This window comes from Variovorax sp. MPBD4-3 (assembly GCF_058809745.1).
On sequence record NZ_JBXASW010000049.1, the window covers coordinates 14,121 to 30,872 of the forward strand.

Consider the following 16,752-nt stretch of genomic DNA (forward strand, 5'->3'; position numbering starts at 1 on the left):
TTCAGTGCTTCCCGGCATATTTCTTGTCGTAGGAGTTGCCGTAGTACTGCGTGTACTGCTCGCCGGTGGTCGACGTGGTGAGCGTGCCGTAGTACTTGCCGGCCGCGGCCCTTGCGGCCTCCCGGGTGCCGCCCTTCACCATGCTGTTGTAGGCATCGTTGAAGGCTTCCACGTTCGCGGGGTTCGCGCCCTTGAGGATGTCGACCTTGGCCGCGCGCCACACTTCGCGCTGCACCTGGATCTGGTTGAGCGCGGCCTCGCCCTCGGAGCCGAGCATGCTGTTGACGAACGCGGTCTTCGAGGACATGTCGGGCTTGAAGCGGTACGAATACACCGCGTGCCCGACCTCATGCGACAGCGACGCGGCAGTCTTGTACGGGTCGCTCGCGTAGTTGCCGTCGATCACGATCTTCTTCACGGCGGGGTTGGTGTCGGCATATGTGCCTCCGCCCGCTGCGCCGTAGCCGATCTTCCAGCCCTGGCCCTGCAGGAACTTGACCTGCCTCTGCAGCGTGGGCGAACGCGCCGCGATGGCGTCGACGCCCTTGCCGAGCCCGGTGGTGACATAGCCCGGCGGCGCGGCCGCGGGCACGGCATGCTCCGATGCCCCGGCCGACGTGGCGGCGGCCGCGGGCGCCACGGGCACGCCGTCTTCCACCACCGCTTCTTCAGGCTCGCTGCCGATGGGCGCGTCGCAGTTCAGGAAGATCTTGCTGCCGCGCTGGTCGAGTTCGCCCGTGAAGTTGACGAGGCCCTTCACGCCGTTGATGTTCACCGTGCCGTCCGCAAGCAGCACGATGGACGACTTGCCGCAGATCAGCGAGATGCTGGTCTTGCCGGTAACGAACACGTCCTGGTCGGCCGCCTGGATCACCACCGACTTGCGGCCGGTGATGTTGGCGTTGCTGTCGGTCGAGGTGATGGAGGCGTCGGTCTTCGACACCAGGTTGACGGCGCCGGCGCTGGCGTGCGAGACGATGTCGCCGCCCGACACCACGTTGACCTGCCCGCCCTCGCTCACCTGCGTGAGCATGCCGCCAGTGACCAGCTGCGTGAGCTGCGCGCCGGTGGTCAGCGTCATGGCCGAGGTGGCGCGCACCGACACGCTCTGCCCCGAACTCACCACGATCGGCTTGGGGCTGATCATGGTCTGCCCCTCGGGGCTGACGATGGAGACCACGGGCTTGTCGATCTTGCGCGACAGGTCGAGCATCTGCTGCGCGTCGGCCATGGCCGGGTCGGGGTTGTCGGAAACGCCCGCCTCCGGCGTGCCGCCCGCGGCCAGCGCCGCCACGGCCTGCGCAACGCCGCCCGCGGCCTGCACGCCCTGCACCAGCCCCATCAGCGTCTGGTTCTTGCCCTGCGCCATCGCGCCCACCAGCGCCTTGGTGGCCGCAACGGCCTGGCCCGACGCCTGCATCAGCGCGTTGCTCTGCGCCAGCGTGGCGCCCATGTGCTCGTGGCCGTCGGGGTTGTCGCGCGAGGCGCGCTGCGCGTAGTCCTGCGTGTAGGTGGTCAGCAGCAGGCCCTTGTCCGCGCGGATGGAACCCCACTCGTTGGTGCGCAGCTCGAAGCCGTAGCTGCGCTGCACGCCGCTGCCCTGGTTCATCAGGTAGCCCATGTGCAGGTGGGTGTTGCCGTGGTCGGTGGAAAGCTCGATGTGCTCGGTGCCGCGGCTGTCCTCGAAGCGCAGCATGTGCTTGCCGCCGCCGCCCTTGCTCCAGTTCGTCTGGAAGCCGGTCTGGGTCTTGTGGCGCGGCAGCTCCCAGGGCGGCATCTGCGCGGCGTTGTAGACGCAGCCGGTGACGATCGGGTAGTCGGGGTCGCCGTTGAGGAAGTCGACGATCACCTCCTGCCCGATGCGCGGTATGTGCATGGCGCCGTAGTTGCTGCCGGCCCAGGTCTGCGACACGCGGATCCAGCATGAGGAGTTCTCGTCGCGCCGGCCATAGCGGTCCCAGTGGAACTGCACCTTGATGCGGCCGTATTCGTCGGTGTGAATCTCCTCCCCCGCCGGGCCGACCACCACCGCAGTCTGCGGCCCGGTGGTGCGCGGCCGGGGCGTGACGCGCTCGGGCCGGTAGGGCGCGCTGTCGGGCAGCACCTCGAAGGTCTGGCGGTAGCTGGTGCTGCTGGTCGATTCGCTGTAGGCCGCGTCCGCCGCGCCCACCACGCGCAGCGCGTTCTCCTGGAAGTCATAGCTCACGGCTTCGATCAGGTAGCGGCGGTTGTCTTCGGCGTTGGGGTGGCGCGCCAGCTCGAACAGGTAGCCCGGCGCCATGTGGCGCAGGTTGCCTTCGGCGCTCACCATTTCGCGGCGCCCGGCGAGCTGCTCCAGCCGCAGGCGCGCGTAGTTCTCGCCGTCGCCAAGCTCGGTGTAGCCGCCGGGCCAGTCGTAGATCTCGAAGTTGTCGCGGCTGTGGCCGGCCGGCTGCTGGCGCACGGTGTCGATCTCGGCGTTGGGCTTCCTGAAGTCGTAGTCGTCGGCCGCGAAATTGCCCGACGCGATGTCTTCCGAATGGCTCCAGCTGTCGATGAAGTCCTGCTCGAGGATCTGCGCGGCCAGCACGCCCGCGTGATAGGGCACCTTCACCGGGCCGTTGGGCAGCGGCGTGTGCGAATCAGGGCCGTCGCACAGCACCAGCTGGTGGCTGCCCTGCGCGTGCGAGAAGAAGTAGTAGATGCCCTCCTGCTCCATCAGCCGGCTGACGAAGTTGAAGTCGCTCTCGGCGTACTGCACGCAGTAGTCCCAGGTGCGGTAGTTGCCGCCCAGGCGCGCGTCGATGGCAAAGCCGTAGGGCGCGAGCACCTCCTGCAATATCTGCGGCGCCGTCTTGAACTGGAAGATCTTGAAGTCGGAGCGGCGCGTGGCGTACCACAGCCACGGGCGCAGCGTGGCCTCGTACACGGACATGTCGCCGTCGTCCTTGCCCACGTAGGCAAAGCGCGTGACCTGCCCGCTCAGGAAGCGCTTGCCGGCGCCGCCAAGCTCGGTGGCAAGGTTCACCTCGATGCTCATGTCCTCGCCCAGCATGCGCTTGGGCTGGATGTTGGGCATGTCGCTGATGAGCCGCACGCGATGCTCGAACAGTGCGGAAATGCGCTCCTGTCCCGTCATCGAGCGGAACTTCAGGCGCTCGCCCAACGCGCTGTGGGCGATGAAGCTGCGGGTCATTCGTGGAAGGCTCCCTGGTCAACGCACCCGACGAAGGGAACTCAAGCTTCCTTGTTTTCCTTGATGTTCCAACCCAGCACCGTCTCGGCGCCCTTGCCGCCCTTGTCGGTCTGTTCCCAGTACTGCTGCTTCACCTTCGCGGCCTGGAAGGCGTACTGCACGAACACCGCGTCGGAGCCCTGCTCGGCCGTGTACTGCACCGACGTGACCAGCACTTCTTCGAGCGTGATGCGCGTGTATTCGATCTGCGAGCCGCCGGCCTTGCACACCGACACCTCGACCTTGCTCAGGTGCTTGCCGCTGGCGCAATTCTTCAGCACCGACGGTGCCGCCTTGTCGATGCGCGCGAGCACCTGCAAGTCGTTGAAGCTGGCCTTGCCGACTCCACCGCCACCGCCGCTGACCATGTTTCCGGGCTGCGTTGCGCCCCACGCAAACGACTTGATGTCGCTCCACTCCTTGTGGTTCGAATCCTTGGATTCGCCGTTCGCGCCTTCGACGCGCATGAACATGTCTACTGCCATGAGATCAACTCCCTCAGAAATTGCGTGCCCATGCAGGGCACCGTGGAACCAGCCGCCCTGCCCTTGCAGCAGGACGGCAGCGAATCACAACCGGATGACGCCAGCGCTGGTGACACAGCGACGTCGGCGCATCGAATCCGTCCGTACCTTAAGCCAGGCACCCACCGCGGGCCAGTGCCAAACGGCATGCGCAAAAAGAACTACAGGCGCTGGCTGAACTACTCACAACGGGTACGGCGCGCCCGCAATGCGCTCGCACCCCACATACCGGCTCCCGATTTCCAGCAGCCTGGACGGGTTCTCGATCCGCAGTTCCATCAGCCGGATGCCTGATCGCTTGGGCACCCAGCAGCGCCACGTCAGATAGACAGACGCCAGGCCGGCGTTCATGTCCACGTGGACGCCGTCGAGGGTCATCTCCAGCGCGGCTGTGTCTCCATCTTTCCAATGCGCGGCGGCAGACAGGCGCACGCCCGGCAGCCAGACCTGGATGTGAGAGTGGCCTGGATGCATGTGCAGAAGCTGCAGTTCTTCATCGCCGCTCAGGCGCTCCTCGTGAATGAGGCCGGGCGCGGCGTATTGATAGAAGCGGTAGTCGAAGTCGTCGGGCAGCAGCGGATGCTTTGCCTGCAGCCACGCATCGTCGAAGGTGCCCGTGAACTGCTGGCGCGGCCGCCATACCGGCGGCAACGGGGAGAAGCCTTGCGGCACGTAGTCGTGGCGCCGCCAGTCGAGCACCGGGTCGGCGGGGTCTTCGATGCAGGGCGCGGGAATGTCGATATCGCCGGGGCTGTGCTCCGCGTCCACGATGCCGCATCCGATGGGGTTGTGGCGATGGACGTCGGCGGGCGCCTGCCCGTCGCCCGTTCCGGGTATCTCGCCTCCGAAAGCGCCACGCCAGTCGAGCGCCACGGCCTTCACCGGCGTGGCCGGCGAGAGCACCCACTCTTTCTTCTTCCCGGGAGCTCCGTGCTTCTCGTCGCCCTCCGGCTTCGCGGCGCATTGCCAGGCTCTGGGACCGTGCACCCGCACGACTTTCTCGAGCCTGCCCAGGCGCACGCCGGCAAGCCACGAGGCAGACGCCACCCCTTGCGGTGCCCAGCTCGCCCCCAGGATGGTGACATCGGCCGCCGGCTTGAAGGGCACGATGTCGCAGGTCCGCACCAGCAGGCCACCGGCGGGATCACCCTCGTAGCGGTCGGCGAGTTCGAGTTCTTCCTGCCGCGGTGCGAGCACGAGCGGCGCATTCGCCACCACGTGGAAGCTTCCGCGCACCGCCAGCACGGCCATGTCGGTGCCGTCGCGATGGAACTGCGAAAAGGCGAGTGCGGAAAAAGGCGTGCGATTCTCGAGGTGCGGAGCCATTGTGGAGTTCAGCAGGAAGCGTCCGCGCTCCGGTCAGCAGCGCAGGATCACGAAGACCCTGGACGCGCCCTCGTCGCGCACGGCGAACAACTGCGCCGGCAACTCGGCGAGCGCGCGTGGAATGTCGATGAAGGCGGCCGGGTCGTCGGCTGCGAGTTCGAGCACCCGCCCCGGTTCGCAGCGCCGCAACGCCTTGCGCAGACGCAGCAGCGGCGTGGGGCAGCGGGTGCCGCGGGTGTCGACGAGCAGCGCATGCATTCCGCCTGCGACTTCGGACGCAGGCCCCGTGCTCGCAGGCAGGAACGCGGTGGCCGGGCTCGGGCCGGCACCGGAGGACGTCAACTCGCCTCCTCCTTCATGGTCCGGAAATCGGGCATGGCTACCACGCGCTGCAGGAGCACGGATTCGATTCCCACCATCGATGCCTTGAAGTCCACGCCCACTACGCGACCGTCCGCCAGGAAGTGAACGATGCGGCGCCTGCCGGCACGCAGGTCGACGCTGCGGCCGAAGGCTGTGTCCGCCGACAGTTTTGCTCGCGCTCCCAGCGGAGTTTCTCGCCCGGCATCGAGACCGAAGGGCAGCGGCAGCCTGGCGGCATCGATCTCGAGTTCGTGCAGCACCCAGTGCTCCGGGTCGACGGCCTGCGTTGCGAAGGCACCGCGCAGCAGCATGCGAAGGCCGCGCGACAGGCTGGCGTAGTGAGCAAGCGCATGCGAAGGCTCCGGTGGCGGGCATGCCGCCGGCGTGAACTCCGCCCAGTCGGCAAAGCCGGGCAGCCAGTCGCCGAGTCCATGGCAGCCGATGCGCTGGGCAGCCTCGGCCACCCATTCCACATCGCGCTTCCACAAGGGCACGGCTCCGCCCGGCTCAGGCGATGGGCGGGTTGCCCGGGAAGACGATGCGCTCCCAGCTGGTGCCGTCGAAGCGCGCGATGTCCCGGTAGCCGATCGACCAGAGCACACCGTCGACCGCCTGCAGCACGTGGCCGTCGGCATACGCCGGCACGAGGCCGGTGTCCACCGGCTCGACCGCATCGCCCTCGCGCACGAACAGCCCCTCGGCAGTGGCGAGGTAGACCTTGCCGCCGTAGATCGCCACGTCGCTGTAGTTGCGGGTGTCGTCGAGCGCCGAGACGTCGGTGAAGCCGCCTGCATGGCTGCCGTGCAGCAGCGCGCCTCCGTGGCCGCACGCCCAGACTGCGTCGGGGCCCTCCACGCACAGTCCGGTGAGCTTTGCGGTTTCGACCGGAACCGGCGTCCAGGCGCCATCGGCCCCTCGATGGAACAGCAGGCCGGCGTTGCGGTCCGAGTCCCAGCCGGCAAGGTAGATCGAGTCCTCGCCAGGCCCCGCGATCGCGTTCAGCATCAGGTTGTGCTCGCCTTCCGCGGGCTGCAGCAGGCCGTGGTCGACGTGCACCCATTCGCCCTCGCCCTCGCTGTCGCCCTCTCCATCGTTCTCACGGCAATAGACCTGGCCGCCGTCGCCGCAGGCGTACAGGCGGGCACCGATCTGGCGCACCGCATTCATGTAGCCCCAGCCCTCGGAGTCGTCGTCCCGAAGGCCCGCACCCGCAATGCGCTCCATCACCGGCGGTTTGCCGACCGGCAACCGCACGATGTCGCCGTCCTCGGCGGCAAAGACAAAGGCCTGCGCCGAGCCGTCGGAACCACCCGCGCTTTGCAGCGCCGCGGCGCTGATGGTCAGCGGCAGATCGAAGTAGCGCCACTGCATGGGCTTGTCGGGCGTGAAGAGGCAAAGACGCGCAAAGCCGTCGAAGCGCTCCTCGAGCTTCGAGCACGAGACGATCAGGAACTGGCGGTTCACCGCGACACCGGTTTCGATGCGCAACCGGGGCGTGGAGGGAGGGGGCGGAAACTGTTCCATGTACGTGCGGTGTGGGTTGTGCGGGTGTTTCGCTTCACTCTATTCGATCGGCCAGCCAGAGGCCTTGAGCGCATCGCGCGCAGCCGCCTTCACGGCCTTGGAGGCCGATTTGTAGGCCCGTACAAGCGCGTCGTTCGACATCTTCTTGAAGAACTCGTCGGTGGCGGCCTCGAACTTGCCCTTGCAATCGGGCTTGGCCTTGCCGAGCGCGTCGTAGGCGATCTGCTTGACCTTCTCGAAGGGCACGGTGCCGGTGGCGCCCCCCGCCGTGCGGATCGCGTTGTCCATCAGGCGGTGCACCTCGCGGTGCTCGCTCTCGGAGAGGCAGATCGCCGGGCCTTCGTCCAGCGAAGGCGCGCCCGGCACCCGCGGGCCGGGCGCCTTGCGGGTTCCGAGCCGCAATATGTAGTCGGCAATGATGTGATGGGAATCCTGTCCCGGCGGGCAATCGTTCTTTCCGTGCGCGCCCGGATTGCACGGGTCGGGCTTGCCCTCGACGCGCACGCCGGCCTCCGGGTCGGGGTTGGCCGCGGGCTGAGCCTGCGAAGCCTGTGACTGTGCCTGTTGCTGGGCGCGCGTACGCTCCTGGGCGATCTGGTCTTCGACGGCCTTGCGCACTTCAGCGTCGAACTTGTCCGCACCCGTGGGCCACCACGAGTCATAGACGCCGGCCTTGTATTCGGCAAGATGATTCAAGGCCTGGTCGTAGATGGCCTGTTCTTGCGGGGTCTGCGGGTTGATGCCTTCCAGGACGGACCTGGCTGCGGACTTGCCGAGGATGAGGCTGTCGCCGGGCATCGGCGCACCTTGCGCTATCCAGAGCACGAAGAGCATCTTCCCCGCGATGCCGGCGGCCTTGCCGGCCATTCCGGCGCTGCCTCCGGGCCGGGGCATGCCCGCGGGCGGCCGGAAGACGTTGTCGTTGGCCGCCGGGCCGGGCCGAAAGCTCGGGGTCGGAGCCGGCCGCGTCTGCGGGATGACGCCGGGGCGCACGTCGCTGACCGGTGCATTCGGCATCTGCTGCAGCTGGGCTTGTGCAAGCAGGATGGGCTTCTCGCCCATCGCCGTGCGCACCAGGCTTGCGTAGTCGGCCATGCCCGTCGCGGGGATGAGGCGCGCCTTGCCGGTCTTCTCCTGGTCGGTCTCGTAGTACTCGATGACGGCACCATCGGCACTCGCCTTCGCGAGAAGCGCCTCGGCCTCGCTGTCGTCGATGGTGCTGCCGTCGTCGGGCGACCAGTAGGTGCCGCGGTCCTTCTTGTAGTTCAGCTCCCCAATGGTGTTGCGCCGGTTCATCCAGAAGGTGTCGCCGTCGCGTACCAGCCACTGGCCATTGACCCGGACGACTGTCGAAGCAGTCTTCGGCTCCGCGATGTCGCCGACAGTGCCCGACTTGATGCCAGTGGCCGAGCCCGCCTCGTCACCCTTGACGTTCGTGACGACGCTGTCGAACCTGAAGGCCTTCAGCCCCGTGAGGAACACGTCCTGCGAAGTGTTGGAGTCATCGCCGAGCTTGCCGGTGATCTGGTACGGAATGGGCGGCGTGGCCGAGCCGATGGGTGTCTTGCACACATCGGGGGCCGTGCACACCACGATCGCCTGCGCCGCGTCCCGGCCCGCCTCCGGAGGCGCCGCACTCGCGGGCGACCTGGGCGCGGGCCTGCCGACGATGACGGCCAGGCGGGCGATACGGCCCGGCCCCGCGCCGCCCGCAAACGCCCCGCCCGGGGAGGCAGACAGGAAGGCCGACGACGCGGTGGCCTTGGGGTCCAGAGCCATGGATCGCGGTGTCCTGGTCTTCTCGGGTCTTCGGACCTCAGCAGAGGTCGATGACCTTGCCGTTGATCCGTACCGCACCGGTGGCGCGGAAATCGAACTTGGCGCCGGTGAGCGTCACCTGGCCGTCCTTCGTCATTTCCAGCCGGCTTTTGCCCACGGTGATCACGAGCCTCTCGCCGACGTCGAGCGAAAAATCTTCGCCAATGGTTTCATTCTTGCTCTTGCCCACCGCAACCGTCTGGGTCAGCCCGACCAGCGATGTCTTGGCGATGCCGACTTCCTCCGACGAAGTGAGCGCGACGAAGCGGTTCATGTTCTGCAGCACTGTCAGCAGCTCGTTGGCCTTGACCGTCTCCATGCGGTTGTTGCCGATGGTGATGGTTTCGTCGTGACCCACGGTTTCGGTGCGGTCATGGCCCACGTTCACGGTTTCGTCGCGCTCGATGGTCTTGCTGCGGTCGCGGCCGACCCAGTGGGTTTCGTCGTTCTCGACCTCGATGTCCTGGTTGCGCTCGGCATGCAGCCAGACCTGCTCCTGCCCCTTCTTGTCCTCGAAGCGCAGCGCGTTGGCATTGGCGTCGGTCGCGCCTTCGGAGCTGCGCGTGAGCAGGCCGCTCTGCGTCGCGTTGTCGGGCAGCGTCCACGGCGGCATGTTGTCGGCGTTGTAGACGCGGCCGGTCACGATGGGCCGGTCGGGGTCGCCGTTCTCGAAGTCGACGATCACCTCCTGCCCGATGCGCGGGATCTGGATGCCGCCGAAGTTGGTGCCGGCCCAGGGCGATGAAACACGCACCCAGCACGAGCTGTTCTCGTCCTTCGTGCAATAGCGGTTCCAGTGGAAGCTCAGCTTCACGCGTCCGTACTCGTCGGTCCATATCTCGCGGCCGGCCGGACCCGTGACGATGGCGGTCTGCGGCCCCGTGGTGCGCGGACGGGGCGCCTCGGGCGCGGGCGCGCGAAAGACCTTGCTCGAAGGGATCACGTCGAAGTCGACCCGGCATTCGAACTCCTGCTGCGCGCTCGCGTCGCCCACGTCCTGCAGCCGCAGGTGCGCATCGGTCACAAGGTATTCGCGGTTGGCCTCGTTCTGCGGATGCCGCTCCAGCGTTACCAGGCAGCCCGGCACCACGGCGCGCAGGTTGCCCGAGCCGCTGGCGCGCTCGCCCTGGCTTCCGGTCTCTTCCATGCGCGTGCGCACGAGTTGCTCGCCCTCGGATTCGACGACGTAGTCGCCCGGCCAGCCGTAGCGTTCCTGCCTGCCTTGCGCGGTCTTGCGCGGCATGGCGCTCACCTGCTGCAGCCGCGCCTTGGGGCGCTTGAAGTCGAAATCGTCGGTCACCCATTGGCCGCTCTGCAGCGTCTCGCAGGCGTTGAAGCGGTCGCAGTGCTCGGCGCGCACGGTGTCGTCGGCACCGTAGAACGGAATCTTCCGGTAGCCCGCATTGGCGTACGGCTGGTGCGCGGACATGTCGTCCACGATCACGAGCTTGTGGCTGTCTTCGGCGTGCTCGAAGTAGTAGTACAGCCCCCACTCGTGCATCAGCCGCGCGACGAAGTCGAAGTCGCTCTCGCCGTACTGCACCTGGAACTCGCGCGTCGGGTAGCTGCGGGCAGACTTCACTTCATGGGCGAATTCGTAGTCGGAGAACACCTCGCCGAGGATGTCGAGCACGGTCTTGTTCTGGAAGATGCGGTAGTCGCTCGTGCGCGTGGCCAGCGCGAGCCAAGGCTCCATCACCGCTTCGTACAACGCGCGGCGGTTCTCCAGCCGCAGGAAGCGCACGCGCGTCACCAGCCCCGAGATATGGCGCCTGGCTTCGCCGGCGCCGGGGCGACCGTCGAGCACGATGTGCACCGTGAGCGTTTCGCCCACGAGCTGCTTGATGTTCACGTTGGCGGCCTGCCGCTCGTTGTAGCCGGCCTGCTCGGGCGTGCTGAACGTGACGGTGTAGCGAAACAGGCTGCTCAGGCCTTCGTCGCCTTCCATGGCCAACGGCTCCAGTGCGGGCTGCCCGCCCAGTGTGGGCATGGCGGCACAAGAAGCGGTGAGAACGCGGATTGACCGTGCTGCGCCTGTTGGCATGGCACTCTCCCTCCAAATCTGATCAACGCACGAAAGGCAAGACGGCAAGCCGGCACTCGCGGCTCACGCAAGAGGGATCAGGCTTCCTTGTTTTCCTTGATGTTCCAGCCCCGGCACCGTCTCGGCGCCCTTGCCGCCCCTGGCGGTCTGCTCCCGGTAATGCTGCTTCACCTTCGCGGCTACTGCCATGATTGAGGGCTCCCTGAGTTGTCACATCACGATCAAGAGAATCCACATTTGCAAACTCTTGAGCGCGATGTTCGGGCGCGACTGTGACAAATCGATTGAATCTGGACAAATCGCTATCCTGATTTCGCCATTCCTCACGATTTATTTCCCGTGGCCAGACATATCGCCCAGGAAATAAGGCAATTAGTTTTAGCCTGCTTCATCTCGCAGGTAAAAAGGCCCGCCGTCAAACGATGGCGGGCCCTTCCATTTGTCTGCACCGGGAACGGCTACAGGGCTCCGTGCGCTTCGCTCAACCACTTTGCGGCAAGCGTGGGCACCACATCGGTGGCCCTGCCTTGCAGGAAGGTGAATCCGTACGGCACGTCTTCCATGTCGAGCGCAACCAGCACCTTCTGCGCAGAGCGATCCGCATACCGCACCAACGACGCCGCCGGGTTGACGGTAAGCGACGTGCCCACCACCAGCACGCGCGCCGCGGTGGCCACATGCATTTCCGCTTCCTCGAAGTGCTGCACCGCTTCGCCGAACCACACGATGTCGGGCCGCAGCTGAGTGCCGTCTTCGCACAACTGGCCCATGGCGATGGGTTCGCCGTCCACGCGGTAGCGCCTGGGTTCCGGCTCCGACGTGCCGCGCGCATACGCGAGTTGGCCGTGCAGATGCAGCACGTTGCGCGAGCCCGCGCGCTCGTGCAGTGCATCGACGTTCTGCGTGACGATCACGACTTCGTATACCGACTCGAGCGATGCAATGGCAAGGTGCGCCGCATTCGGCTGCGCCTGCCAGGCTTTCGCGCGCCGCTCGTTGTAGAAGGCAAGCACCGCCTCGGGGTGCTTTCGCCAGCCTTCGGGGCTTGCGAGTTCCTGCCAGGAGTAGGTGTTCCACAAGCCCTTGGCATCGCGGAATGTGGGCAGGCCGCTCTCGGCGCTGACGCCGGAGCCTGAGAGAACGACGATCTTGTTCGGTTGGACCTGGGGCTTCATGTGCAGATATTCTTTACGCAACCGTCAGCATCTTCGAGCAGATTTTTTCAAGTACCGTTGCGGCAACGCATTCTCCCCTTCACCTCCAGGAGCCCGCATGGCGTCTTCGCCCCTTGCAGCACATCCGCACTACGACCGCCTGATCACCGCTGCACGCAGCCTGCCGCCGTTGCGCGTGGCCGTGGTTCATCCGGCCAATGCCGTGTCGCTCGAAGCGGCCTTCTCATCAGCAGCCCTGGGCCTGATCGCGCCGACGCTGGTCGGGCCGCGCGCAAAGATAGAAGCGGCGGCGCGCGAGGTCGGCATCGATCTCTCGAACACCCCCATCGTCGATGCGCCGCACAGCCATGCCGCGGCCGACGCAGCGGTCGCGATGGCTCTTCGCGGCGAGGTCGATGCATTGATGAAGGGCAGCCTGCACACCGACGAACTGATGGGCGCGGTGGTGCGCCGCGAAGGCGGACTGCGCACCTCGCGCCGCATCAGCCATTGCTTCGTGATGGACGTGCCGGGCCATGGGCAGCCGCTGATCATTTCGGACGCGGCCATCAACATCGCGCCCACGCTCGAAGAGAAAGTCGACATCGTGCAGAACGCGATCGATCTTGCGCACGCGCTGCAGATGCCCGCGGTGCGCGTGGCAATACTGTCAGCCACGGAAACGGTCAATGCGAAGGTACCGTCGACGCTCGATGCCGCCGTGCTGTGCAAGATGGCCGACCGGGGCCAGATCACCGGCGCAGTGCTCGACGGTCCGCTGGCCATGGACAACGCCATCGACGCCGAGGCCGCGCGCATCAAGGGCATCAACTCGCCGGTGGCGGGCCGTGCCAACGTGCTGATCGTGCCCGACCTCGATGCCGGCAACATGCTCGCGAAGAGCCTGACCTTTCTTGGCGGCGCCTATGCGGCGGGCATCGTGCTGGGCACCAAGGTGCCGGTGATCCTCACGAGCCGGGCCGATTCGGAGCCGGCCCGGCTGGCATCTTGCGCGGTCGCATCCATGCTCGCCAAGGCAGGCCGCGACAAGCTCATCAAGGCGGTCGGCTGAACGACGACGGTCAGCGCGCGCCGGCCACGATGGCAATGCCGCGGATCTGCCCGGCGGCCGATGCGGACGCCGGCTTCGCGTAGCGCGACGGCGCAAAGCGATGCAGCAACTCCGCCTCCCGCAACTTTGCCGCTTCCAGGTTCGCGAGCTTGACGTGACCGAAGCCGCGAATCGACATCGGCAGCGCGGCGATGCGCGCGGCCAGCGACTGGTTGTCGACTGACAGCTCATTGGCCATCGCATCGAAGAGCCCGTCGAAGTGCGCGATCAGCTCGCGCTCCATGCGCCGCTCCCCGGTGCGGCCGAAGGGGTCGAACGCGGTGCCGCGCAGCCGCTTGCCATGCGCAAGCCACCGCATCGCGGGCAGCATCCAGCTGCCGATGCGGATCTTGGCAGGCGCACGGCCGTGCGTGCCGCGCGCCACCACGGGCGGTGCCATGTGGAATTCGAGCTTCAGCTCGCCTTCGAACTGCTCCGAAAGCTTCTTGAGAAACGCGCCATCGGTGTAGAGCCGCGCCACCTCGTATTCGTCCTTGTAGCTCATGAGCTTGAGCAGGCTGCGCGCGGCATTGCGCGTGAAGGGCAGGCTTGCATCACCGCCCTGCAATGCCGCCTCGCGCGCCTGCAGGCCGCGGACGCGCGTTTCGAAGCGATCCGCCCAGGCGGCGTTCTGGTAGCCGGTCAGATGGCGGCGCGCGTCGGCGATGAGCATGTCGAGCGGACGCTCATCGGCCTGCGACGACTGCGCATCGGCGGCAGGCGCGGCGCGCAGCTGGTCGAGCGCCGCGGGGTCTCCCGCCGCCAGCCGGCCCAGCGAAAAAGCCGACTGGTTCGCGGCCACGGCCACGCCGTTGAGCTCGATCGCATGCATCAGCGCCTCCAGGCTCAGCGGCACCAGCCCGCGCTGCCATGCATAGCCGGTCGCCACGATGTTCGCCGCCAGCGTGTCGCCCAGGAATTCTTCCGCCAGGCTCTGCGCGTCGAAGGTCTCGACCTGCTCTTCGCCGGCCACGAAGCGCATCTTCTCCAGCAGCAGGTCCACGTGCAGGTCGGCGTCCGGGTTGCGCAGCGACTCAGCCACCGGAATCTCGTGGATGTTCGCGAGCACCCGCGTGCGGCCGTGACGCACGGTCTGCAACGCGTCGGCCGATGCGCCCACCACCACGTCGCAGGCCAGGATGGCATCGGCCTGCTGCGTGTCGATGCGCACCTGGTGCAGCCGCTCGCGCGAATCCGCGAGCCGCACGAAGCTCAGCACCGAGCCGCCCTTCTGCGCGAAGCCCATGAAGTCGAGCACGCTGGCGGCCTTGCCTTCCAGGTGCGCGGCCATCGCGATCACCGCGCCGACCGTCACCACGCCGGTGCCGCCCACGCCGGTCACGAGCAGGTCGTAGGGCGCGCTCCACGCGTGCGCGGCCGGATGCGGCAAGGCGGCCACGCGATGCAGGAACGCATCGCGCCCCGCCGCCAGCGCACCGCTCTTGCGGCGCAGCTTGCCGCCCGTCACGCCCACGAAGCTGGGGCAGAAGCCCTTGGCGCAGGAATAGTCCTTGTTGCAGCTGGTCTGGTCGATCTTGCGCTTGCGGCCCATCGGGGTTTCGTGCGGCAGCACGGCCACGCAGTTGCTCTGCACGGTGCAGTCGCCGCAGCCTTCGCACACCGCCTCGTTGATGAACAGGCGCTTGGGCGGATCGGCCAGTTCGCCCTTCTTGCGGCGGCGGCGCTTCTCGGCGGCGCAGGTCTGTTCGTAGATGAGCACCGTCACGCCCTTGATTTCCCGCAGGCGACGCTGCACGTCGTCGAGCGCGGCGCGGTCGTGGAACTCGGTGCCTTGCGGAAAGCGGCCTTTGATGTCGTCGTACTTGCCGATCGCGTCGCTCACCACCACGACCTTGCTCACGCCCTCCGATTCCACCTGCCGCGCGATGGCGTCCACGCTGATGACGCCGTCCACCGGCTGGCCGCCCGTCATCGCGACCGCGTCGTTGAACAGGATCTTGTAGGTCAACGTGGCCTTGGCCGCCACGGCCTGCCGGATGGCGAGGTAGCCCGAGTGGTAGTAGGTGCCGTCGCCCAGGTTCTGGAACACATGCGGCGTCTTCGTGAACATGGCGTGCGAGATCCAGTCGACGCCCTCCCCGCCCATCTGTATCAGCCCCGCCGTGCTGCGGTCCATCCAGTTGGCCATGAAGTGGCAGCCGATGCCCGCGCGCGCGGTGGAGCCTTCGGGCACCTTGGTGCTGGTGTTGTGCGGGCAGCCCGCGCAGAAGTAAGGCAGGCGCTTCACGGCATCGCTCGCGTTGCCGAGCAGCTCGGGCGGCGTGAAGTCGCGCACATGCTGCAGGTGGTCGCCCAGGTCGCGGTTGTCGGGAAAGTGCACCGCCAGCCAGTGCGCCACCAGCTCGATGAGCCGCGACGGCCGCAGCTCGCCGAGCGCCGACACCAGCGGCTGCCCCTCGCGGTCGTGCTTGCCCACGAGCGCGGGCCGCGCATCGGGCGGTGCGTTGTAGAAGATGTCGCGCAGCTGTGTCTCGACGACGGCGCCCTTCTCCTCGACGATGAGAATTTCTTCGAGCCCCTTCGCAAAGGCCTTGATGCGCGTCTGCTCGACCGGGAAGCTCAGGCCGATCTTGTAGAGCCGCACGCCGGCGCGGGCCAGCTGCTCCGGCGAAAGCTCGAGCCGGCGCAGCACCTCCATCAGGTCGTGGTGCGCCTTGCCGCAGGTGACGATGCCCACCTTGGCGTGCTCGCTCACGATCACGTCGCGGTCGATGCTGTTGCGCCTGGAGAAAGCAGCCACGGCCGCGAGCTTGTCTTCGAGCCGCGATTCGATGCGCAGCGAAGGCAGGTCGGGCCAGCGGTAGTGCAGGCCGTCCGCCGGCGCGCTGTGGCCGGTGGCGGCGCGCACGGTGTCGGCGTCTTCCCAGGCGTCGACGCGCGCGTTGACCACGTCCAGGTCCACCGTGCCCGCGCTTTCGACCACTTCCGACAGCGCCGCCATGCCGACCCACGCGCCCGAATAGCGCGACAGCTCGTAGCCGTACAGGCCGAACTCCAGGTACTCGGCCACGCTGGACGGTTGCATGACCGGCATGCGCCAGGCCATGAAGGCGTGGTCGCTCTGGTGCGGCATCGACGACGACACGCAGCCGTGGTCATCCCCCGCCACCACCAGCACGCCGCCGTGCGGCGACGAGCCGTACGCGTTGCCGTGCTTGAGCGCGTCGCCCGCGCGGTCCACGCCCGGGCCCTTGCCGTACCACATGGCGAACACGCCGTCGACGGTGCGCTCGGGGTCGGACTCGACACGCTGCGTGCCCAGCACCTGCGTGGCCGCAAGCTCTTCGTTCACCGCCGGCACGAAGCGGATGCCCGTCTGCCTGAAACGTTCGCCCGCCTTCCAGATGGCCTGGTCGACCATGCCCAGCGGCGAGCCGCGGTAGCCGCTGACGAAGCCCTGGGTGTGCAGGCCGCGCGCCGTGTCGCGCCAGCCCTGCATCACCAGCACGCGGATCAGCGCCTGGGTGCCGGTGATGAAGACCGAGCCCGAAGGGGCCCAGAGATTGTCGGAAAGCTGGTAGCCGGGCCGCTTGAGCGCGGTCGCGTTGTGTGGGGCGTTCATGCCCGGAATTGTTCTGCCGCATTCCGGGGAAGTGCTTCTTCAATGCACTAGCGCAGACCCTTGTTTGGAGAAGAATTAACTTCTATAAGGA

At 67.1% G+C, this 16,752-nt stretch carries 12 protein-coding genes; 1 reads left to right on the top strand and 11 read right to left on the bottom strand.

Annotated features, from left to right (window positions below; genetic code table 11):
* Position 1 precedes the first annotated feature (1 nt).
* From AC1RVW_RS23365 to AC1RVW_RS23410, 10 genes are all read right to left on the bottom strand, one after another.
* Entirely contained in the window at positions 2-3,175 is a 3,174-nt protein-coding gene (locus tag AC1RVW_RS23365; RefSeq protein WP_493202799.1) for a type VI secretion system Vgr family protein, read from the bottom strand.
* Positions 3,176-3,216: 41 nt separating this feature from the next.
* Positions 3,217-3,699 (bottom strand): Hcp family type VI secretion system effector, encoded by a 483-nt coding sequence (locus AC1RVW_RS23370; protein ID WP_081271256.1) that lies wholly within the window; start codon positions 3,697-3,699, stop codon positions 3,217-3,219.
* Between the two features lie 222 nt (positions 3,700-3,921).
* Complete coding sequence (locus AC1RVW_RS23375; protein WP_493202801.1) at positions 3,922-5,064, bottom strand: DUF2169 family type VI secretion system accessory protein; 1,143 nt, start codon at positions 5,062-5,064, stop codon at positions 3,922-3,924.
* Positions 5,065-5,097: 33 nt separating this feature from the next.
* On the bottom strand, positions 5,098-5,406 hold the full coding sequence (locus tag AC1RVW_RS23380; protein WP_285414668.1) for a sulfurtransferase TusA family protein: 309 nt from the start codon (positions 5,404-5,406) through the stop codon (positions 5,098-5,100).
* Positions 5,403-5,915: a hypothetical protein gene (locus tag AC1RVW_RS23385; RefSeq protein WP_493202803.1), complete on the bottom strand. Its 513-nt coding sequence runs from the start codon at positions 5,913-5,915 to the stop codon at positions 5,403-5,405. Before AC1RVW_RS23385 ends, AC1RVW_RS23380 begins: the two co-directional genes overlap by 4 nt.
* Positions 5,916-5,934: 19 nt before the next feature.
* Positions 5,935-6,951: a beta propeller repeat protein gene (locus AC1RVW_RS23390; RefSeq protein WP_493202805.1), complete on the bottom strand. Its 1,017-nt coding sequence runs from the start codon at positions 6,949-6,951 to the stop codon at positions 5,935-5,937.
* A 39-nt stretch (positions 6,952-6,990) separates the two neighbouring features.
* The gene (locus AC1RVW_RS23395; protein WP_493202807.1) at positions 6,991-8,730 is read right to left on the bottom strand and encodes a DUF4150 domain-containing protein; all 1,740 of its coding nucleotides are present in this window, start codon (positions 8,728-8,730) and stop codon (positions 6,991-6,993) included.
* A gap of 37 nt (positions 8,731-8,767) precedes the next feature.
* Entirely contained in the window at positions 8,768-10,759 is a 1,992-nt protein-coding gene (locus tag AC1RVW_RS23400) for a type VI secretion system Vgr family protein (protein WP_493202809.1), read from the bottom strand.
* A gap of 117 nt (positions 10,760-10,876) precedes the next feature.
* Complete coding sequence (locus tag AC1RVW_RS23405; protein WP_493202811.1) at positions 10,877-11,002, bottom strand: hypothetical protein; 126 nt, start codon at positions 11,000-11,002, stop codon at positions 10,877-10,879.
* Positions 11,003-11,271: 269 nt separating this feature from the next.
* A complete protein-coding gene (locus AC1RVW_RS23410; protein WP_493202813.1) occupies positions 11,272-11,988 on the bottom strand; it encodes an SIR2 family NAD-dependent protein deacylase in 717 nt (238 codons plus the stop codon).
* 97 nt (positions 11,989-12,085) lie between these two features.
* Between AC1RVW_RS23410 and AC1RVW_RS23415 the strand changes: the two genes are divergently transcribed.
* A complete protein-coding gene (locus AC1RVW_RS23415) occupies positions 12,086-13,039 on the top strand; it encodes a phosphate acetyltransferase (protein ID WP_493202815.1) in 954 nt (317 codons plus the stop codon).
* A gap of 10 nt (positions 13,040-13,049) precedes the next feature.
* Here AC1RVW_RS23415 and AC1RVW_RS23420 read toward each other — a convergent pair whose 3' ends face one another.
* Complete coding sequence (locus tag AC1RVW_RS23420; protein ID WP_493202817.1) at positions 13,050-16,661, bottom strand: indolepyruvate ferredoxin oxidoreductase family protein; 3,612 nt, start codon at positions 16,659-16,661, stop codon at positions 13,050-13,052.
* Positions 16,662-16,752: the final 91 nt, after the last annotated feature.